The following is a 20135-nucleotide window of genomic DNA, read 5'->3' as shown; positions in this document are numbered from 1 at the left end:
ACAACCTCATGCCCTCTTTATGAAATCATATCTAACCGGATTGCTTTTTCTACTGGCGCTTGCATCGTGCACTTCTAAAAATGAAGGTAAAGTAAAAACTATTACCGATTTTGATTTAGAGGTTGCAGGAACGCTATCGGGTAATGACGCTATCGTAGGTGATAGTGTCTCCATTGCAAAAAAGTGGGCCGGTGTTGTAATGAATAAGCTGGCAATAAAAGATACGGTGGTTTTTACGAACTTCAGGATCGTTAAAACAAAGACAATTGATCTGTCTCATCAGGATATTTATATAATGATTGCTTCGGCGGCAAAAGGAAATATAAAAGTAGGTACTACACTTCACCTTGAAAAAGATAAATTCTATTTTGATGTTGAAGATATTTCAGGACGAAAAAGAAGCAGGATTATAATATGCAAAGGCAGTTGTGAGGAAGAAGGTTGCCTGCCGCAGGTGATAATTAGTGATAATGATAAACATTTGGTGTGTTCTTCATGCGCTGATTGCGAGAAGACTACAAGTCAGGTATACTAAAATTCTTGTTATATAATTTAACATTTAGTTGACTAATTTTACTTCGTTTTGTAATATATTCGTTAAATATTCAATCCAACTAAACCAACGAGCTATGAAGAAAAATCTATTAAAAGCGTTAGCCTGCCTTATGCTAATGTGTACAGTGTGGAGCTGTAACAGCGAAAGCGAAACTGTAATGTCTAATGCTGATAACAATGCGAGAGAGTTTACTGCAAAAGATAGACAAGGTATCTGGGAGGGAGAAATAGGTGTTGCCGATGAGAAACTTACAATTACAGCAAATAGAGCGAGCCTGCTTTACGAATTTGAAAGACTACTTGCAAAGAAAGGTGAAACTGTTAGGTTAACTTCAATTTCTATACAGCAAAGAGTTGCGGTGAATGATTCTTTGCATACAGCTTACTTTTTGATCGCAAATGGTTTTGATAATAATGCTGGTATGGCGGTATCTTCCGGCGTAGTACTTAATAATATGGGAGGCAAATTCTATTTAGGCAGCCCAATTTCAGACGGTGACCCTTTAGATGTTTCATGTAGAGGATGCGGTTCAGGATGTTTCCTTAAATATTATGTAATTGGTAAAGACAGGGTGCCTTACTGTGATTCGGCAGGGTGTGGACCAATTTGCGACAAAATAGAATAAATTAAAATATAATAGGCCTCCATTCAGGGGGCCTTTTTAATAAAAAGTATTATGGAAGAAACCATTTCTTTGCTTATAGCTAAAGATGCTGTTTTTTCGGAAATTGTAAAGTTATACGGAGAACCGGGTTTTGTGACCCGCCCACCCGGTTTTGAGAGCCTTTGTAAAATTATTCTTGAGCAACAGGTTTCGTTAGAGTCGGCAAGGGCATCGTTCAATAAGCTTAAGAGTTTAATGGGAAATTTTACTCCTCAAAATATTATTGAAGTTACCGATTTAGAATTTCGCGAATGTGGTGTAAGCAGGCAAAAGACATCGTATTTAAGGGCTTTGGCTGAAACAGTTTTAGATGGAACGCTTAATTTTGACAGCTTTGCAACTAAACATCCTGATGAGGTTAGGCAGGAATTGCTCAGGGTAAAAGGTATCGGTAACTGGACGGTGGACGTTTACCTAATGTTTTGCCTTCAGTCACCGGATATTTTGCCATTAGGCGACATTGGGATAGTTTCGGCTATAAAAGATGTATGGGGATTTACAGCTATAAATGATATGCTTGAGCATTCTAAAACATGGAGCCCATACCGTACAACAGCTGCTTTTTTCCTGTGGCATTATTACCTGGAAAAACGCGGAAGGAAATTTCCGCATTAATTTAATGTAAACTTAGCGCCCTGTCCTGTATTTAATAGGGTAAAGCTTTGCAAAACAGTATTTTTATCCTACTTTTGCACCCGCTTAATACGAAAAAAAGATATACTAAAATGACAGCAGCAAAATTAAAAACGTTTGACGTGCTTATAGAAATCCCTAAAGGGAGCAGGAATAAATATGAATATGATTTTCAGTTAAAGAAAATACGTTACGACAGAATGCTGTTCTCGTCTATGATGTATCCTGCTGATTACGGTTTTGTTCCTGAAACTTTAGCGCTTGATGGAGACCCGCTTGATGTACTTGTATTAGTTACTGAGCCTACTTTCCCTGGTTGTGTTATGGAAGTTAAGCCTATTGGTGTTTTCCACATGGCAGATGAAAAAGGTCCGGATGAAAAGATCATCTGTGTGCCGGTATCTGACCCAATCTGGAACAAATACAATGACCTTAACGAAATTAACGGTCACCTTGTAAAAGAGATTGAGCACTTCTTCCAGGTTTATAAAGACCTTGAAAACAAAAAAGTTGACGTTGGCGGATGGGGTGATGCTGCAGAAGCTCGCGAAATTATCGACCAGTGTGTTGACCGTTTTGAAGCACTTGAAGACAAACCGGAAGAATTATTCAGTATTAGATAATTTTACTATAGCATAATTATTAAAAAAAGCAATATTCTGTTAAAGAATGTTGCTTTTTTTGTTCGGCTTTTTGTTACATTTACAATATAACAACAAACCAAAACTTTATTTATGGATTCAATAATGATTTACGTGCCAATACTTATGGCCGTGCTGGGACTGCTTTTTATGGCTGTCAAAAGATCATGGGTACTTAAACAGGATGCCGGAGATGGTAAGATGAAAGAGATTTCAGATTACATCTACGAAGGGGCCCTGGCCTTCCTTAAAGCAGAATACAGGTTACTTACTTTTTTTGTTATTATAGCAAGTGCTGCTCTTGCCGGAATTACATTTTTGCCGGGGGCAAAAACACATTTGCTAATAGTTATAGCTTTTATATTTGGTGCTATTTTTTCGGCCCTTGCCGGAAATATGGGAATGAAAATTGCCACTAAAACAAATGTGCGTACCACACAGGCCGCACGAACAAGCCTTCCTCAGGCACTTAAAGTGTCATTTAGCGGAGGAACTGTAATGGGACTTGGCGTTGCCGGTTTGGCCGTTTTAGGGCTTACCGGTTTTTTTATATTCTTTTTTCACTACTTTATGAATGGCACGTGGACCAACGCTGCCGATATGACCATGGTACTTGAAACTCTCGCAGGTTTCTCTCTTGGAGCAGAATCTATTGCTTTGTTTGCCCGTGTTGGTGGCGGTATTTATACCAAAGCTGCCGATGTAGGTGCCGACCTTGTAGGTAAGGTTGAGGCAGGAATACCGGAAGACGATCCGCGTAACCCGGCGACTATTGCCGATAACGTGGGAGATAATGTGGGAGATGTGGCAGGTATGGGAGCCGATTTGTTCGGATCATATGTGGCTACTGTACTTGCAGCTATGGTATTGGGTAACTATGTGCTTAGGGATATTATTGTTGCCAATCCAACATTTACAGACGCTTTTGGCGGAATAGGGCCGATACTGCTGCCAATGGCTATTGCCGGGTTTGGTATATTGTTTTCTATTATAGGGACATTGCTCGTTAAGATTAAAGATAATAACGCTAAGGAAGCACAGGTGCAGACAGCTCTGAATATAGGTAACTGGGTTTCGATAGTGCTGGTAGCAATATCATGCTACTTCCTTGTACAATACATGCTTCCGGAAACGTTTACAATGAATTTTTATGGTGAAGCGGCTAAAGAAATAACATCGATGCATGTATTTGGTGCTACTTTGGTAGGGCTTTTTGTTGGAGCTGTTATATCATCGGTTACAGAATATTATACGGGACTTGGTAAAAAACCAATTCTTGCTATTGTACAGAAATCGAGCACAGGTGCAGGGACCAATATTATCGCGGGACTTGCAACAGGTATGATCTCCACTTTTCCAACGGTACTGTTGTTTGCAGGTGCTATCTGGGGATCGTATGCATTGGCAGGTTTCTATGGTGTTGCACTGGCAGCTTCGGCTATGATGGCTACAACAGCAATGCAGCTGGCTATTGATGCATTCGGACCGATATCAGACAACGCAGGAGGTATTGCAGAAATGAGTGAGCTTCCTAAAGAAGTTCGTACGCGTACCGATATACTAGACTCTGTAGGTAATACTACGGCAGCAACAGGTAAAGGGTTTGCAATTGCTTCGGCAGCACTTACATCATTAGCCTTATTTGCAGCATATGTAACCTTTACGGGTATCGACGGTATCAATATATTTAAAGCGCCTGTACTGGCAATGCTTTTTGTTGGAGGTATGATTCCGGTTGTTTTCTCTGCTCTGGCTATGAACTCAGTGGGTAAAGCGGCGATGGATATGGTATATGAGGTTAGAAGGCAGTTCCGCGAAATTCCGGGTATCATGGAAGGCACAGGTAAACCTGAATATGGTAAATGTGTAGAGATATCTACTAAAGCAGCGCTAAGGGAGATGATGCTTCCGGGAGTATTGACTATAGGTTTCCCTATTGCAATTGTGTTACTGGGGATGCTTGTATATCCTGATAATAACCAGCTCGTAGCAGAAATGCTTGGTGGGTATATGGCAGGTGTAACTGTATCGGGAGTACTGTGGGCTGTATTTCAGAATAACGCCGGAGGCGCATGGGATAATGCTAAAAAATCTTTCGAAGCGGGAGTAATGATTAACGGCGAAATGACCTATAAAGGATCTGACGCACATAAAGCGGCTGTAACAGGCGATACAGTAGGTGATCCGTTCAAAGATACCTCCGGGCCATCAATGAACATCCTGATAAAGCTTACGTGCCTTATCGGGCTTGTAATCGCTCCGATCATTGGAAGCCATGCCGAGGGTGCAGAAATTACAAACGTTCAGGCAGCAACAGTTATAGAGCAGCCAGTACTTACAGGACAGGAGTCGAGTACAGAAACTTCGATAGACCGCCAGAAAGATGCTGACGGAACAGTGACCGCTACGGTTACTATTTCGACCAAAACAAATAACGAAGAGTTGAAAACAGAGCAAAAAACATTTAGGGGTACCGACGAAGAGGTAAATGCCCAAATAGAAGCACTTAAAACGAAATAGCTAAACCACCAATTATAACCGAAAAATGCCTCTGTATTACAGGGGCATTTTTTATGTTATTATCTGATATTACGGAAATATCGAATGTCTTTGTCATTTCGACTGAAGCGTAGCGGAATGGAGAAATCTAAGATCTAAAACAAACCGTTTACTTCAGCATTAATTCTGTTTATTATTTCGCCAAGATCTTCAGGGTTGTCTACAAAGTTATTTTTGTCTACATCAATAATCAGAAGCTTTCCTTTATCGTAACTCTGAATCCATGCTTCATAGCGTTCGTTCAGGCGGCTTAGGTAATCTATTGAGATAGAGTTTTCATAGTCGCGCCCACGCTTGTGAATTTGCTTTACCAAATTGGGTATAGAGCTGCGAAGGTAGATAAGCAGGTCCGGGGGGCCAACAAAGCTTTCCATCATGTCAAACAGTGCTTTGTAGTTGTTATAATCGCGGTTTGCCATAAGCCCCATAGCATGAAGGTTGGGTGCGAAAATATGCGAATCTTCATAAATGGTCCTGTCCTGGATGATGTTTTTTCCGCTTTCACGAATTTGCATTACCTGGCTGAAACGGGTGTTAAGAAAGTACACCTGAAGGTTAAACGACCAGCGTTCCATCTGGTGGTAAAAATCATCGAGGTAAGGGTTATCAACCACATCTTCATAATGCGGTTCCCACTTAAAATGTTTGGCTAACAATCCGGTAAGGGTGGTTTTTCCTGCACCTATATTTCCTGCTACAGCTATATGCATTATTTGGGTAAAGTTATTTTATATGTGTTGATTTCGGAGTCTGTAAAAATAGACAAAATTTGTGCAGCATAATGAAAACTCTGGAAGCTTTTTTCTGCAATGGCAATAGGAGCCTGCGTTTGCTTGTCGAGGTTGTAGAAGCACAGTCCATTATCTTTTTTTATAATCAGTTCTGAGGATGATAGGATCTGAACCTGGTTATACGCTGGCGCCTGCCCAAGATTTCCTACATTACCAAACAGGTTTACCATGAAGCATTTACCTGTAGTATCTATCCAGTAAAAATAATTGTAATCGTTTTGGTAGTACTTAATATTGTCGGTAAAAGGTGGTGTTATTGTTTTAAAGTTGCCCTGCGCTAAATCATACAAACCAAGTTGTTGCGAATTGATATCATAGATCCACAACCTGTTTTGGGACGCAAGTCCGGCGGCTTCAACAACAAGAGGCTGCGTAAGGTTGGAGAAATTAATGCGTGACGTTTCGTTAAGCTGGTTATCCAGCAATACAACGGTATTGAATTTCCTGTAAAACAAAACGAGCTGTAACGGGTTCTGAATATCTATAGTATATACTTCTCCTAATGATACGGCACGGTATTTTAAGATTTGCCCGTCTTTTTCTTTCCTGAACTCACTATTTTTAATAATATATTTCCACCCAAAAGCATCGGTACCTATATAGCGTTGAGGCCCTGTCTTAGCATTAGACAACAGCTTTACAGGTATAGCAATTTCCTGTGCACTTACGACAGAAAAGGAGAATAATATGAGAAGTAGGAGTAGCTTTTTCATTCAGGTTAAAATTACAAAAATAACGCGGCTATGCAGGTTATATTTTTGCAAAGATAATCTGAAGCTATGTTTTGCAGGCAGAATGGCATTATTTTAAAAAACACGCATACTCACGGTAACAAAAAGCCGTTCTGATAGTCTTATTCATTAAACGACACAATACTATATTATGAAAAAAATAATTTTATCTTTTGCGGTTATCTTTTCTGCGATCCTTTCGGCTAATGCGCAGGATTTTCAGGGAATGGCAGTATACGAATCGAAAACAAGCTTAGGAGACGATATGCCTAAGATTGAAAGTAAGGAAATAACGCCCGAAATGCGTAAGATGATCGAAGAACGTATGAAGTCGATGTTTGAAAAAACTTTCGTGCTGAAATTTGACAAAACGGCTTCGCTTTATATGGAAGAAGAAAAGCTGGATGCCGGCGATGAAATGAGCAGGGGTTTTAAAATGATGGGCTCTATGATGGGCGGCGGAGGTAAGCAGTACAAAAACATCAAGGAGAAGATCGTGCTACAGGAAAAGGAAATTTTTGGTAAAGAGTTTTTAGTAAGCGATTCGCTTCCGCAGATAAAATGGAATATGGAAACCGAAACCAAGAAAATTGGAAATTATACTTGTTATAAGGCTACAGCATCTGTTCCGGTAGACAAATCTAATTTTATGAATTTCCGCCCTAAAAAAGGAGCAGAGGAAGAGGCTAAGAAAAAAACGGAAGAAGAACTGAAGTCGACCAATTTTATGGATATGGTTGAAATGCCTAAAGAAAAAATTATCACGGCATGGTACACGCCGGAAGTTCCTGTAAGCATGGGGCCTGAAAATTACTACGGACTTCCCGGGCTTATCTTAGAGGTTAGCGATGGCAAAACGACATTGCTTTGCTCTAAGGTTGTTATTAATCCTAAAGACAAAGTCGATATCAAGCCTCTAAAAAAAGGCGAGAAGGTTACACAGGCGCAATTTGCTGACATCATGATGAAAAAAATGAAAGAAATGCAGGACATGTATGGTGGCGGCAAAGGCCGAGGTAATACAATAAGGATTGGCGGATAGTAATAATTTCAGGAAAGGGTATGTGTGACAACTATATTTTTAGTTTATAAAACATGAAAGCCACTCTAAACCAACAAAACACATGCACACAAATTAAAAGTACCAATATACATTCATGAAAAAACTTCTCCTTGCTTTGCTGTTTTTAGCTTCGGCTGTCGGCTATTCGCAAAACATTCGTGTACAGGGAACGCTAAAAGACTCTACCGGTACAGCTCTTGAAATGGCCAACGTTATGGCCGTTAATAAAGCTACAAACAGCATGGACTCCTACGCCATCACCGATGATACGGGTAGATACCAGCTGTCGTTATCGGCAAATACAACATACACCATTAAGGCAAGTTATATTGGTTATACGCCCTATGAAGTTACCATTACTACTGGCGCTGAAAACATGGTTAAAAACATTGTATTACAGCAGGGGGTAGAACTGGCAAATCTTGAAATTGTTCATGAAATGCCGGTTACTATAAAAGGTGATACTATTGTGTATGACTCAGATTCTTTTACAAACGGAACCGAACGGAAATTGGGCGATGTGCTTAAAAAGCTTCCGGGTGTTGAGGTGGATAAAGACGGTGGCATTACGGTAGAAGGAAAATCGGTTTCTAAGCTGATGGTAGAAGGCAAAGACTTCTTTGATGGTGATACCAAGCTTGGTGTACAAAACATTCCGGCAGATGCTGTAAGCAAGGTCGAAGTGCTTAGAAATTATAGTGAGGTTGGGCAGCTTAAAGGCGTTGAAAACAATGAGGATAACGTCGCCATGAATATTAAACTGAAAGAGGGCAAAAAGAATTTCTGGTTTGGGGATATGAGTGCTGCTGCCAGTATTGGAGAGGGAGAGCGTTATCTTGTTAACCCTAAAGTGTTTTATTATAACCCGAAATTCAGTTTGAATTTTATTGGCAATATTAATAATACGGGTGAGCTGCCGCTTACCATGCAGGATTATTTTAAGTTTAGCGGAGGTTTTAGAAACATGATGAGCAAAGGCGGTACATCTATAAATGTAGGGTCTAACGATCTTGGTCTTTCTATGATGCGTAACAACAGGGCTAAGTCTATCGAAACAAAATTTGGTGCGGCTAACTTTAGCTATAATCCGACGGCGGCATGGTCGCTTAGCGGATTTGCCATTGTAAATTCTAATACTACCGAAATGGAAACTAAAAGTCGTAATACGCTTTTAGATCCCATAACAGGCGAACCGCAAACTATTCAGGACACGGAGGAAACTTCTCAGCAGAAGACCGACTTTGGGATGCTTAAATTAAGTTCTACTTATAAGCCAAACAAAAACTTTCAGTTGGATTACGACTTATTCGGAAAGCTGTCTGATCAGGAGGAAGCTAACGGATTGCTTTCTACCGTAACCCCTGAAACATCGCAAAGCCAAAGTATATATACTACTAAAAAACAGAAACCGGTTTCTTTCAACCAGAATCTGAATTTATATTACACCCTTAACGATAAAAATATCTTTGCTTTCCAGGGACAGCATTTATACCAGGATGAAGATCCGCTCTATAATGCAAACCTTGGTAATAATCCGTTTCCTGTAGATAATGGTGGCTCGGGATTAGTATTACTGCCGGCAGACCGTTATGATATTTCTCAGGAGCGGTTTATACGAACCAATAAAGTAGATGCAAAGCTGGATTATTACTATATGGTAAAGCAGAAGAGCAGTATTAATGTAACGTTGGGTAATACCTATTCGTTCCAGAGTTTTAATTCTTCCATGTTCCAGTTGCTCGATAATAATTCTGAAAACACCCTGAACGGTAATACCAAAAATGATGTTGATTATGTATTTAACGATGCATTTATCGGATTGCATTACAGATTCCTAACGGGTAAGTTTGAGTTCAATCCGGGAGTTAGCGTACACAGTTACAAGATGTTTAACGACCAGTTAGGGTCGAGGGTAGAGAATAATTTTGTTAGGGTGTTGCCAAATGCTTTTGCACAATACCAGATTAAAAAATCAGAACGGCTTATCTATAATTATTCGATGACTACCGATTTTACAGATGTAGCCGATTTTGCCCGCGGCCTGGTGCTTACAAGTTATAAGTCGCTTTTTCAGGGTAACAGGAACTTAAAGAACGGCTTATATCAAAACCACTCACTGAACTATTTTAAATACAATATGTTCAACTTTACACAGATATTTGGTAGTGTAAGCTATAGCCACAGGATGGATGCAATAAAAAGCCTTTCAGCCTTTGATGGTATCAACCAGATAGCCACGGTAGAGAACTCTCATTTTGCAGACCAGATGTTAACAGCATTTGCAGGTTATAACAGGAGTTTTGCACGCTTTTACAAGGCATCGCTTAATGCTAACGTTTCATGGAGTAAGTTTAATAACTTCAGGGCAGATAACGCTTTAACAACAGAACCTACCATTGCAAATTCGATAAGGCAGGTTAGCGAGCAGGTATCGCAAACTTATACTGCAAGCTTAGGTACCAACTACAAAACGCTTCCGAATCTTGAAGTAGGGTATTCGTTAACGCTTAATGACTATGCTAATAATAAATTCTACAACCACAGTCCATTTGCAAGAGCCGATTACTATTTCCTGGATGCCTTTACATTAACGGCAAACTACGAGTATAATCATTATTATAATGACAGCCGGACATCCGACAATGAATATGATTTCCTGAGTGCAGACATTATGTACCGTAAAAAAGACAGTCACTGGGAGTTTAAAGTAGGGGGCACAAACCTGCTTAATACTACCTCTCTTAATGATGACAGCTTTAACCAGCTTTCAACCTACACGTCGCGATACAGAGTGCAGCCAAGGTATCTGCTACTTACCATAAAATACAATTTGTAATCTTATACTGTTTAAAAAGGCTGTCATTCGACAGCTTTTTTTTGTAGTTGAACTGTTATGAATGTGTAATGTTTTGATAATCTGATAATTTAGCTATTTTCGCCGGGATTTTTTGAATTTCGAGTAAAACGGTAATGCATCCCCCTGCGTTGAATAGAATTTGTTATTGGTAGTTATGGATAGGTTTATTAAAAACGTTCCCTTTATTGTGGGCGTTGGTCTTTTAGGGCTGGCATTGCAAAGTGGAGATACCCAACACTCTAATGCTGTAATTGCATTTGTATGTGCTTCTGTAGTATTTATGTTTACTGCTATAGTGTATATTCTAATGCATCATTATAACAAAAAAATGATGGAAGCGAGATATTACATCTTCGTAATGATAGTCGCGGGACTTCTTACATTTACTGTTTTATATACCAGTCTTGAATATTTTTACTCCTAAAATTACTTTGATGATTTTTGTAATTATAAATATATTTTATAATAAATAGGTTTTAGTATAGATAAACATTATATTTATAGCTAAATATACAAATCATGGTTACAGACTTACAGTCTAAAAAAGCAAGTTTCAATTCGCTTGCGTTTCAAATAAGGGTTGATAATTTAGATTTTTTCAGAGGAAAAACACTTTCTAAAGTATTTTCAATAGGAAGTTCTGAAGGTAAAGCTAAGCTTATTTTCTCTAAAGTTGAAACTCCAACAGATATCAAAGAGAAGCTAAATGCTGCGTTTACAAGTATCTTCGGATAATTATAAAATGAAAAGTCCCGCCAATAGCGGGACTTTTTTTATGGTCAGTTTCAGGAAATTATATTCCGAAAGCTGCTTTTACTTTTTCTACATAGTCAAGTTTTTCCCATGTAAACAGTTCTACAGTAACCTTTTTTACTTCACCACCCGGCGATTTAAAAGTTTTAGTAACCGTTTCTGGCTTGCGGCCCATGTGTCCGTAAGCAGCAGTTTCACTGTAAATAGGATTTCTAAGCTTAAGGCGCTGCTCTATAAAATAAGGGCGCATATCAAATAGCTCCTCTACTTTTTTAGCGATCTCACCATCTGTAAGGCTTAATTTAGATGTGCCATATGTGTTAATATAAATACCCATTGGTTTTGCGACACCAATAGCGTAAGATACCTGTACAAGAATCTCTTCGGCTACGCCTGCAGCGACAAGGTTTTTAGCAATGTGGCGTGTAGCATAGGCCGCACTACGGTCTACTTTACTTGGGTCTTTACCCGAGAATGCACCACCACCATGAGCTCCTTTACCGCCGTAAGTATCTACGATAATTTTTCTGCCTGTTAAGCCGGTATCCCCGTGAGGGCCACCGATAACAAACTTACCTGTAGGGTTAATGTGGTAGTGGATTTCGTTGTTGAAAAGGTGTGCATACTTAGGATTATTCTTAATGATCCTTGGTATAAGAATTTCAATAATATCTTGTTTGATCTTAGCAAGCATAGCAGGCTCTTCATCAAAATCGTCATGTTGTGTAGAGATAACAATAGCATCAATGCGCACAGGCTTATTGTTATTGTCATACTCTAATGTAACCTGGCTTTTTGCATCGGGGCGCAAGTACGTTATCTCGCTGTTTTCGCGGCGAAGTACTGCAAGCTCCTGAAGTAGTTTGTGCGACAGGTTAAGTGCCAGTGGCATATAATCTTCGGTTTCGTTTGTAGCGTAGCCAAACATCATACCCTGGTCTCCGGCGCCCTGCTCTTCTTTGCTGGCCCTGTCTACACCCTGGTTAATGTCCTGAGACTGCTCATGAATAGCGCTTAACACACCACATGAGTTTGCTTCAAACATATATTCGCTTTTTGTATAGCCAATTTTACGTATAACTTCACGTGTTATTTGCTGTACATCAAGATATATTTTAGATTTTACTTCTCCTGCAAGAATTACCTGGCCGGTAGTTACCAGCGTTTCGCAAGCAACTTTAGACTCCGGATCAAAAGCAAGAAAGTTGTCAATCAGTGCATCTGAGATCTGGTCAGCAATTTTATCAGGATGCCCTTCGCTCACTGATTCTGACGTAAATAAATAAGCCATAGTTTTCTCTATAAGTTTAGTAGAGTAAAGAAACTGATGATAATGCTAAAGGGAGGGGAGTCCTGCTTTAGCATTTTTTTAATGAGGTTGCAATCAGTCAAATCTTTCCTCTCAATTTTTATGGCACAAAGGTATAAAACCTTATCCGAATAAAAAAAGTCCTGTTTGATTTAATTATTGCACTGCCCATCTGAAAATTTTAAATACAAAGTATTTAATATACTATAGCCGAAATTGTTAAGTGTTAAAATTTTAAATTTTGTTTGGTCATGTCAAAAATAGTCTCGAAGTTTGCCATATCAATATCTGAAGAAAAAATGAAATCAATTATTTGTCATATGTGTTATTTTATGTGGAAATCATCCGCAGAGGTAGCTATTGACTAATTTTAGATTTTAAAATTATATCACGAAGAGCCTCTGCATACAGCAGGGGCTTTTTTTATGACTAAAAATTAAATTACAATTTTCAATGACGGCAATTACATCAACATACATTATTATTTGCAGCATCTGTTTTACATGGATGTGTTGTATGTATGCATATATGCATTGGTGTTGCCAAAAGAGAATGACATAGTCTTAGTTTCAATTCAAGTGTCAGGCCCCTTTTGGTATTCCCATCCAAAAGGGGTCTTTTTTTTACTCAATCAGCTACCATCTTTCTTTAACCATAAAATTACTGTTATGAACTCAAATTCCATCAATGTTTTAGGCTACTCAGGCAACAACAGCCAATTTGTTGTAAAGACTTTAAATGCCAACCTTCGCATAAGCGAAAACGCTAAATACCCGGAACTACAAGGGCCAAACCCTTACGAATATATACTTGCAGGCTTTGCCGGATGCATTAATGCACTGGGACAGCTTGTAGCTGCCGAGCAGGGCATTAGCCTTAAATCGTTACAAATTGAAATTACAGGAAACCTTAATGAAGTAAAGCCATCGGGCAAAGTAAGGCCGGGTTTCCACAATATAGAAATTACCCTTAAACCCGCCTCAGAAGCTTCTTTAGAATCATTGCAGGCTTGGTTGCAGGAAGTGCAGCTTCGCAGCCCGGTTTATGATAACCTGGTAAACAACACCCCGGTAGACGTTACACTGTTTAAGGAGTATTCGTATAATTGATCAAAAGAATAGTCCTCACCCCAGATCTCTCCAAAGGAGAGTAGTAGATTCACTCAGAAGGAATGACACAGGTAACTGTTAGGTTCCCTCTCCTTTGGAGAGGGCTGGGGCGAGGAGACAATAGAATTTTGTTACAGTTGTTTTTTGTTTGTTTGTTAAGAAAACAGCCTTTAGATGGGCTAAAGGCTGTTTCTTTTTTAATCCATTACTATCATGACCCAAAGAATAAACGTAGTGCTTTTCGGAATCGGTAAAACCGGGAGCGCTCTTATAAATAAAGCATTAAAAAATCGCAAAGACCTTGTGCTCGATGAGCACCTTGATATAAGGTTTCCGGTAATTACCAACTCTACAGTAGCCTTTTTCGAAACCGAAGGCGCTAAATATTCATGGGAAGCCAATATTATACAGTTTGGCATTCCGTTTAAGCTGGAAGATGTGGTAGATTATGTACACAATAATAAACTGCATAACCTTGTAGCGGTAGACGCTACAGGTAGTGCTGACTTTGTAAGGCAGTATTCCGGTTTGGTAAAAAGCGGTTTTAACGTGGTTTCCATAAACGAAACGCTCAATGGGCTGCATCCCGATTTTGAAAAAGAAGTATCCAGGACTGCCTTAAACCGCGGACTTGATTATACCTTTTTAAATCTGCCGAATGGCAATGATGCCGCTGCCGCCGATGCGCTTTTTAGTGCCATCGTTGCTCTTGCCCAAAAAACTAAGGCTGTTGCATAGCAGTACAATATTTAGAATTGGTTTGCTTTATTAGATAAGAAAACAGGCTTTAGGGCCTGTTTTTTTAAGCCAATGCATGTAAATGCTATAAGTGTTTGGCGGATATAAATGTCCTAAATTCTTAGTAATTTTATTACACAAAATTTTTTACTGCATTGTTATGGAGTTTAAAAATATTTTATAGTAGCATTCTACCAAAATTACTGTCATACAAGTAAATATAATTACTACCATCATAATTTACACTTATAAGTTCTAAACCGGTTTGATTTATAAACGCTCTTATTATTGAGTTGTTAACTTGATTGCTATCAGATGGGATTACTTTGAGTGGAAAATTATCATCATTCGGGTTTTTAGTATGTATGTAAACTCCATCATCAGAACTGTCTTCTACATTTATAATCATCCATACCTGAAATTCGTGAGGATAACTATATAGTTCAGATTTAAGTTCTATAAATGTTTCAAGCAGTTTGCTAAGATATAACTTTCGCAATTCCGAACTTTTATTTCCTTCGCCATGCAAATCTGTATGGATATGCCATAAATCAAACCAGCTGTTTTCTCCGCCGCTGAAATCCAGATTATATTTCATTTGTTGTTACTATGATTGTACGAATATTTTAAATATGCTCACGGGGAATTTATTAAGAAGCACTATCAACCCTAAAAACAAATATCTTCGCCTTACTCGGTAAGTAGTCTATCGCGCTTAAAACAGAAGCTGCATTTTCGTTGGGAACTGTTTCTAATGTTTTATCAGCGGGTAATTTTAAAACAGCTTTAGCGATATTTAGTGCAGTTGTAATTCCGTTTTTGTTGTCGTTAAAAGCTAGTTTGTCATGCTTAACTCCGTTTACATGCCATGTAACACGGGCTGATTTTGTATTAACATGCTTTTGCCTGCCTACATGAAGGTGTAACTGGCTGCTTTCAGTATTTGGTTTCTCAACTTTTTTCCAATAGTCTATTACACCACTGTGCTGCCATTTGTCTTCTGTTGTATTTTCTATTTTAGTTTCATCACCAATAATAATGATATGGAACTGGTTTCTGTCTTCCGCACGCGATTCATTTAAAAAAGATTTAAATGTTTTCATTGGTATAGGTGTAAAATTAATCAATAATTGCGCAGTTACTATATACGCACATTCGGTACAAGTGTACGAATTAAGTGCCACATCATCATGCGTTAAAACAAAATTTGTATGCTACAAATTTATGTCGTACATTTGCACTGTTCTTTAACACATTGATATGTTATCACGAAAGGCAGAGGGAATAGACCCGTTGAAGCCTTAGCAACCCTTTATATTTAAAGAAGGTGCTAAATTCTACCAAGCGTACGTGCGGATAGATAACACAAGTAATATTGCTTCTCTGCAATATTCCACTCCCCGTTTTTGATGACATATTACAATTTTAGGCGGACAGCCAAATGCTTTTCGGGCTCATAACCCTTAGATCAGTTTTTTCGAATTGATTATAGTTCGCTGTTCGCGTAAAATTTATGTATTAGGGCTACCTAAATTTTAATTATATGTCAGGAATACAACAAGCCATAAATGAAAGGATACTTATACTCGACGGAGCAATGGGTACAATGCTGCAGCGCTATAATTTTTCTGAAGAAGATTTTCGCGGTGAACGCTTTGCAGATTTTCCGCATTCGCTGAAAGGAAATAACGACTTGCTGTCGCTTACACAGCCAAAGGCTATTCGCGATGTGCATTACCAATATTTTGCGGCAGGTGCCGATATTGTAGAAACCAATACTTTTTCGGGAACTACAATTGGTATGGCCGATTACCACATGGAACATTTGGTGTACGAACTTAATTATGAGTCGGCACGCATTGCCCGTGAGGTAGCCGATGAGTTTACGGCTAAAGAACCTCATAAACCACGCTTTGTTGCCGGATCTATAGGCCCTACCAACCGTACGGCAAGTATGAGCCCCGATGTTAACGACCCGGGATACCGCGCCGTTACCTTTGATGATTTGCTTATTGCCTACAAAGAGCAGGTAAAAGCGCTGATTGACGGTGGCTGTCATTTACTCTTAGTTGAAACTATTTTCGATACCCTGAATGCTAAAGCTGCCTTGTTTGCCATTGAGGAAGTGAAGGACGAGTTAGGTATTGATATTCCTATTATGGTAAGCGGTACAATTACCGATGCTTCCGGACGTACACTATCGGGGCAAACGGTAGAGGCATTCCTTATATCGATATCTCATTTACCTTTATTAAGCATAGGTTTCAACTGCGCACTAGGTGCAGATCAGCTAAAGCCTTACCTTAAAAGACTGGCACATAATACTTCATTCAGTATTTCGGCACACCCTAATGCAGGCCTGCCTAATGCTTTTGGGCAATACGACCAGACTGCCGAAGAAATGCAGGTTCTTATTAAAGAGTATCTTGATGATAACCTTATCAATATTATTGGCGGATGCTGCGGAACCACGCCGGAGCACATTCGTTTGATAGCGGAAGTTTCCGCAAATTACAAACCTAGAAGGTTGTCAGTTGTCGGTTGATGGTTGTCGGATTTTGAAACACTGAATAATGGATTACACAAAATTAGATGTTTGGTTAGAATCAAGAAAATTGACCAATCTTTTATATAACATATCAAAACAATTCCCAAAGGAAGAAATATATGGCTTAACGAATCAAATGAGGCGTTGCGCCGTTTCTATTCCTTCAAATATAGCCGAAGGCTGTGGCAGGCAGACGGCAAAAGATACAATACACTTTCTGCATGTATCCCGCGGGTCCTTATATGAATTAGAGACACAATGCTTTTTAGCATTAGATCAGAAATATATAAATGATGCGCAATTCGCAGAAGTATTTGAACTGATACAGGCTTGTAAAAGGCTGTTGAATGGATTTATTAATTATTACAAAAAGCTGTGAGATGTCCGTAGATAGATCCATATATGATAATGATGAGGCTGATGGAGGCGGATTTTCTTCCGGCAACCAGCAACCGACAACCAACAACCAAAAATACCTGAAATTATCAGGTCTCGAACCGCTGATCGTTACACCCGAAAGCAACTTTGTAAATATAGGCGAGCGTACCAATGTTACGGGTTCGCGAAAATTCCTCCGTCTTATAAAGGAAGAAAAGTACGAGGAGGCACTTGACGTTGCCCGTGCCCAGGTAGACGGTGGTGCCCAGATCATCGATATTAATATGGACGAAGGGATGCTGGATGGCGTACATGCCATGACCACTTTCCTTAACCTGATAGCATCTGAACCTGATATTGCACGTGTTCCTGTTATGATTGACAGTTCTAAATGGGAGATAATAGAGGCCGGGCTTAAAGTAACCCAGGGTAAGAGTATTGTAAACTCTATTAGCCTTAAAGAGGGTGAAGAGAATTTTGTGCACTACGCTAAAAAAGTAAAACGTTACGGTGCTGCTGTAATTGTTATGGCTTTTGATGAAGTAGGGCAGGCTGATACGTACGACAGGCGTATCGAAATTTGTAAACGATCATATGACATACTGGTTGATAAAGTAGGTTTTCCTCCGGAAGACATTATTTTCGACCCTAATATATTCCCCGTGGCAACGGGTATGGAAGAGCACCGTAAAAATGCGCTCGACTTTTTCCTTGCTACAAAATGGATACGTACCAACCTGCCTCACGCACACGTAAGTGGAGGGGTGAGTAACGTATCGTTCTCTTTCCGTGGAAACGACAAGGTAAGGGAAGCTATGCACTCGGCATTTTTGTACCATGCCATTCAGCATGGTATGGACATGGGTATTGTTAACCCTGAAATGCTCGAGATTTACGATGAAATTCCGAAAGACCTTTTAGAGCATGTTGAAGATGTGCTGCTTGATCGCCGCGATGATGCCACAGAGCGTTTATTAGATTTTGCAGAAAATGTAAAAGGCGACATAAAAGCTGTGGAAAAGCAGGCTCAGGAATGGCGATCATACCCTATACAGGAAAGGCTTACGCATGCCCTGGTTAAAGGGCTAGATGAATTTATTGAAATAGATATAGAAGAAGCACGCCTACAGGCTGCCAAACCTATTGAGGTTATAGAAATTAACCTGATGACGGGTATGAATGTAGTGGGTGACCTTTTTGGTAGTGGAAAGATGTTCCTTCCGCAGGTGGTAAAATCGGCGCGTGTAATGAAAAAAGCGGTTGCCTACCTGCTTCCGTTTATTGAAGAAGGTAAAGGCAAAGGTTCATCGGCAGGAAAAGTGCTTATGGCTACAGTTAAAGGCGACGTTCACGATATCGGTAAAAATATTGTAAGTGTGGTACTGGGCTGTAATAACTTTGAGATCATAGACCTTGGTGTTATGGTTCCGCCGGAAAGGATTATTGAAGTTGCAATGAAGGAGCAGGTAGATATCATTGGCCTTAGCGGACTGATAACGCCGTCGCTCGACGAGATGGTGTATCTGGCAAAAGAAATGGATAAGCTGAATATCAGTATTCCAATCATGATTGGCGGGGCAACAACATCGCGTGCTCACACCGCTGTTAAAATAGCACCCGAATACAGGGAAACCGTTGTGCATGTTAATGATGCATCGCGTGCGGTAACCGTCGCGGGTAACCTGTTGAATACAACAACCAAAAAAGAATATTCTAAAAACCTTAGGGAAGAATACGACAAGCTTCGTGAAGGATACCTTAACCGTTCGCGCGATAAGGATTTCCTGAGTATTGAAGACGCAAGAAGAAATAAACTGAAATTGGACTGGGATAACTTTACTGCGCCAACACCAAACTTTATTGGTGTTGCGACTATCGAACCCAAGCCATCTGAGCTGGTTGAGTTTATTGACTGGACTCCGTTTTTCCAGACATGGGACCTGCACGGTAAGTTTCCGGCAATATTAACCGATGAGGTAGTGGGAGAACAGGCTCAGGTATTGTTTGCAGATGCTAAAAAAATGCTCGAGCAGATGCTGGAAGAAAACTGGCTTGAAGCTAAAGGGGTATATGGTGTTTTCCCTGCGGCTCAGGTTAATGATGACGATATTCAGCTGTATGACGAAAACGGCAAGCCGAATGTAAAATTCCTTACGCTGAGGCAGCAATCGCAAAAAACAAAAGGTGCACCTAATATTGCACTTTCTGATTTTATTACACCAAAAGATCTTAATAAACCCGATTATATGGGCGCTTTTTGTGTCACCACAGGTTTTGGTGTAGATGAAAAAGCAGCTGAGTTTGAAGCCGATCACGACGATTACAACTCTATAATGGTGAAAGCACTGGCTGATCGTCTGGCTGAGGCATTCGCCGAATTCCTTCACTTAAAGATACGCAAGGAGATCTGGGGTTATGCATCTGATGAGGTATTGAGTAATGATGAACTTATAAAGGAACAGTATAACGGTATACGCCCGGCTCCGGGTTATCCTGCATGTCCCGATCATTTAGAGAAAAAAGGTATCTGGCAATTGCTGGATGTAGATAATAAAATTGGTGTAACCTTAACTGAAAGCCTTGCCATGTGGCCGGCATCATCGGTATCGGGATATTACTTTGCTAATCCGCAGAGTAAGTATTTCGGACTTGGTAAAATAAAAGAAGACCAGGTAATAGATTACGCCAAACGTAGGAGTATAAGTACAGACGAAGCCACGAAATGGCTTAACCCAAATATAGCAGATTAAGCCCCACCCAGCCTCCCCCAAGGGGAGGAGAAGTGAGGTACAAAAGAATTTAAAT

At 39.7% G+C, this 20135-nt stretch carries 16 protein-coding genes, 3 pseudogenes and 1 other annotated feature; of the genes and pseudogenes, 14 read left to right on the top strand and 5 right to left on the bottom strand.

Annotation, left to right across the window (positions count from 1 at the left end; genetic code table 11):
• Positions 1-19 precede the first annotated feature (19 nt).
• From ALW18_07295 to ALW18_07275, 5 genes are all read left to right on the top strand, one after another.
• Entirely contained in the window at positions 20-535 is a 516-nt protein-coding gene (locus tag ALW18_07295) for a hypothetical protein (GenBank protein AOE52333.1), read from the top strand.
• A gap of 136 nt (positions 536-671) precedes the next feature.
• The gene (locus tag ALW18_07290) at positions 672-1181 is read left to right on the top strand and encodes a hypothetical protein (GenBank protein ID AOE52332.1); all 510 of its coding nucleotides are present in this window, start codon (positions 672-674) and stop codon (positions 1179-1181) included.
• A 39-nt stretch (positions 1182-1220) separates the two neighbouring features.
• A complete protein-coding gene (locus ALW18_07285) occupies positions 1221-1835 on the top strand; it encodes a Fe-S cluster assembly protein HesB (protein ID AOE52331.1) in 615 nt (204 codons plus the stop codon).
• 110 nt (positions 1836-1945) lie between these two features.
• On the top strand, positions 1946-2476 hold the full coding sequence (locus tag ALW18_07280) for an inorganic pyrophosphatase (protein AOE52330.1): 531 nt from the start codon (positions 1946-1948) through the stop codon (positions 2474-2476).
• A gap of 111 nt (positions 2477-2587) precedes the next feature.
• Positions 2588-5014 carry an inorganic pyrophosphatase gene (locus tag ALW18_07275; protein ID AOE52329.1) on the top strand — a complete coding sequence of 809 codons (2427 nt, stop codon included), beginning with the start codon at positions 2588-2590 and terminating at the stop codon, positions 5012-5014.
• Positions 5015-5148: 134 nt separating this feature from the next.
• Here ALW18_07275 and ALW18_07270 read toward each other — a convergent pair whose 3' ends face one another.
• A complete protein-coding gene (locus ALW18_07270) occupies positions 5149-5763 on the bottom strand; it encodes a deoxynucleoside kinase (GenBank protein ID AOE52328.1) in 615 nt (204 codons plus the stop codon).
• Complete coding sequence (locus ALW18_07265; protein AOE52327.1) at positions 5763-6557, bottom strand: hypothetical protein; 795 nt, start codon at positions 6555-6557, stop codon at positions 5763-5765. The genes ALW18_07270 and ALW18_07265 overlap by 1 nt, the downstream gene beginning before the upstream one ends.
• A gap of 169 nt (positions 6558-6726) precedes the next feature.
• On the opposite strand from ALW18_07265, the gene ALW18_07260 reads away from it, so the two are divergent.
• The 4 genes from ALW18_07260 (at position 6727) to ALW18_07245 (ending at position 11230) form a co-directional block, all read left to right on the top strand.
• The gene (locus ALW18_07260; protein AOE52326.1) at positions 6727-7617 is read left to right on the top strand and encodes a hypothetical protein; all 891 of its coding nucleotides are present in this window, start codon (positions 6727-6729) and stop codon (positions 7615-7617) included.
• A 115-nt stretch (positions 7618-7732) separates the two neighbouring features.
• The gene (locus ALW18_07255; protein ID AOE52325.1) at positions 7733-10474 is read left to right on the top strand and encodes a TonB-dependent receptor; all 2742 of its coding nucleotides are present in this window, start codon (positions 7733-7735) and stop codon (positions 10472-10474) included.
• A gap of 175 nt (positions 10475-10649) precedes the next feature.
• Positions 10650-10919 (top strand): hypothetical protein, encoded by a 270-nt coding sequence (locus ALW18_07250; GenBank protein AOE52324.1) that lies wholly within the window; start codon positions 10650-10652, stop codon positions 10917-10919.
• A gap of 95 nt (positions 10920-11014) precedes the next feature.
• The gene (locus ALW18_07245) at positions 11015-11230 is read left to right on the top strand and encodes a hypothetical protein (GenBank protein ID AOE52323.1); all 216 of its coding nucleotides are present in this window, start codon (positions 11015-11017) and stop codon (positions 11228-11230) included.
• A gap of 58 nt (positions 11231-11288) precedes the next feature.
• Here the strand turns inward: ALW18_07245 and ALW18_07240 are convergent, their stop codons facing one another.
• On the bottom strand, positions 11289-12539 hold the full coding sequence (locus ALW18_07240) for an S-adenosylmethionine synthase (protein ID AOE52322.1): 1251 nt from the start codon (positions 12537-12539) through the stop codon (positions 11289-11291).
• A 686-nt stretch (positions 12540-13225) separates the two neighbouring features.
• On the opposite strand from ALW18_07240, the gene ALW18_07235 reads away from it, so the two are divergent.
• Both ALW18_07235 and ALW18_07230 read left to right on the top strand, forming a co-directional pair.
• A complete protein-coding gene (locus ALW18_07235; GenBank protein AOE52321.1) occupies positions 13226-13666 on the top strand; it encodes a hypothetical protein in 441 nt (146 codons plus the stop codon).
• Between the two features lie 213 nt (positions 13667-13879).
• A pseudogene (locus tag ALW18_07230) lies at positions 13880-14314 on the top strand (hypothetical protein).
• A 397-nt stretch (positions 14315-14711) separates the two neighbouring features.
• Here the strand turns inward: ALW18_07230 and ALW18_07225 are convergent.
• Together ALW18_07225 and ALW18_07220 are read right to left on the bottom strand one after the other, a co-directional pair.
• Positions 14712-15002: pseudogene (locus ALW18_07225) on the bottom strand (hypothetical protein).
• Between the two features lie 52 nt (positions 15003-15054).
• The gene (locus tag ALW18_07220) at positions 15055-15507 is read right to left on the bottom strand and encodes a hypothetical protein (GenBank protein ID AOE52320.1); all 453 of its coding nucleotides are present in this window, start codon (positions 15505-15507) and stop codon (positions 15055-15057) included.
• Between the two features lie 157 nt (positions 15508-15664).
• Positions 15665-15771 (top strand) — a binding site (SAM riboswitch).
• A gap of 176 nt (positions 15772-15947) precedes the next feature.
• Between ALW18_07220 and ALW18_07215 the strand changes: the two genes are divergently transcribed.
• The 3 genes and pseudogenes from ALW18_07215 to ALW18_07205 all read left to right on the top strand — a co-directional run bounded on the left by ALW18_07215 (position 15948) and on the right by ALW18_07205 (position 20080).
• Entirely contained in the window at positions 15948-16949 is a 1002-nt protein-coding gene (locus tag ALW18_07215; GenBank protein ID AOE52319.1) for a 5-methyltetrahydrofolate--homocysteine methyltransferase, read from the top strand.
• A gap of 28 nt (positions 16950-16977) precedes the next feature.
• Complete coding sequence (locus tag ALW18_07210; GenBank protein AOE52318.1) at positions 16978-17331, top strand: 30S ribosomal protein S23; 354 nt, start codon at positions 16978-16980, stop codon at positions 17329-17331.
• A gap of 58 nt (positions 17332-17389) precedes the next feature.
• Positions 17390-20080 (top strand): annotated as a pseudogene (locus ALW18_07205) (methionine synthase).
• Positions 20081-20135 lie beyond the last annotated feature (55 nt).

Origin of the sequence: Flavobacterium psychrophilum, from assembly GCA_001708385.1 — a bacterium.
Lineage (GTDB): Bacteria > Bacteroidota > Bacteroidia > Flavobacteriales > Flavobacteriaceae > Flavobacterium > Flavobacterium psychrophilum_A.
The sequence above is the reverse complement of the archived record's forward strand: the minus strand, read 5'-3'. Positions and strand labels throughout refer to the sequence as shown.

What these genes read in the sequence shown, in the direction of transcription:
- ALW18_07295 (AOE52333.1), top strand. Translation starts at nt 20, where the DNA reads ATGAAATCATATCTAACCGGATTGCTTTTTCTACTGGCGCTTGCATCG.
- ALW18_07290 (AOE52332.1), top strand. Translation starts at nt 672, where the DNA reads ATGTGTACAGTGTGGAGCTGTAACAGCGAAAGCGAAACTGTAATGTCT.
- ALW18_07280 (AOE52330.1), top strand. Translation starts at nt 1,946, where the DNA reads ATGACAGCAGCAAAATTAAAAACGTTTGACGTGCTTATAGAAATCCCT.
- ALW18_07275 (AOE52329.1), top strand. Translation starts at nt 2,588, where the DNA reads ATGGATTCAATAATGATTTACGTGCCAATACTTATGGCCGTGCTGGGA.
- ALW18_07270 (AOE52328.1), bottom strand. Translation starts at nt 5,763, where the DNA reads ATGCATATAGCTGTAGCAGGAAATATAGGTGCAGGAAAAACCACCCTT.
- ALW18_07265 (AOE52327.1), bottom strand. Translation starts at nt 6,557, where the DNA reads ATGAAAAAGCTACTCCTACTTCTCATATTATTCTCCTTTTCTGTCGTA.
- ALW18_07260 (AOE52326.1), top strand. Translation starts at nt 6,727, where the DNA reads ATGAAAAAAATAATTTTATCTTTTGCGGTTATCTTTTCTGCGATCCTT.
- ALW18_07255 (AOE52325.1), top strand. Translation starts at nt 7,733, where the DNA reads ATGAAAAAACTTCTCCTTGCTTTGCTGTTTTTAGCTTCGGCTGTCGGC.
- ALW18_07250 (AOE52324.1), top strand. Translation starts at nt 10,650, where the DNA reads ATGGATAGGTTTATTAAAAACGTTCCCTTTATTGTGGGCGTTGGTCTT.
- ALW18_07245 (AOE52323.1), top strand. Translation starts at nt 11,015, where the DNA reads ATGGTTACAGACTTACAGTCTAAAAAAGCAAGTTTCAATTCGCTTGCG.
- ALW18_07240 (AOE52322.1), bottom strand. Translation starts at nt 12,539, where the DNA reads ATGGCTTATTTATTTACGTCAGAATCAGTGAGCGAAGGGCATCCTGAT.
- ALW18_07235 (AOE52321.1), top strand. Translation starts at nt 13,226, where the DNA reads ATGAACTCAAATTCCATCAATGTTTTAGGCTACTCAGGCAACAACAGC.
- ALW18_07220 (AOE52320.1), bottom strand. Translation starts at nt 15,507, where the DNA reads ATGAAAACATTTAAATCTTTTTTAAATGAATCGCGTGCGGAAGACAGA.
- ALW18_07215 (AOE52319.1), top strand. Translation starts at nt 15,948, where the DNA reads ATGTCAGGAATACAACAAGCCATAAATGAAAGGATACTTATACTCGAC.
- ALW18_07210 (AOE52318.1), top strand. Translation starts at nt 16,978, where the DNA reads ATGGATTACACAAAATTAGATGTTTGGTTAGAATCAAGAAAATTGACC.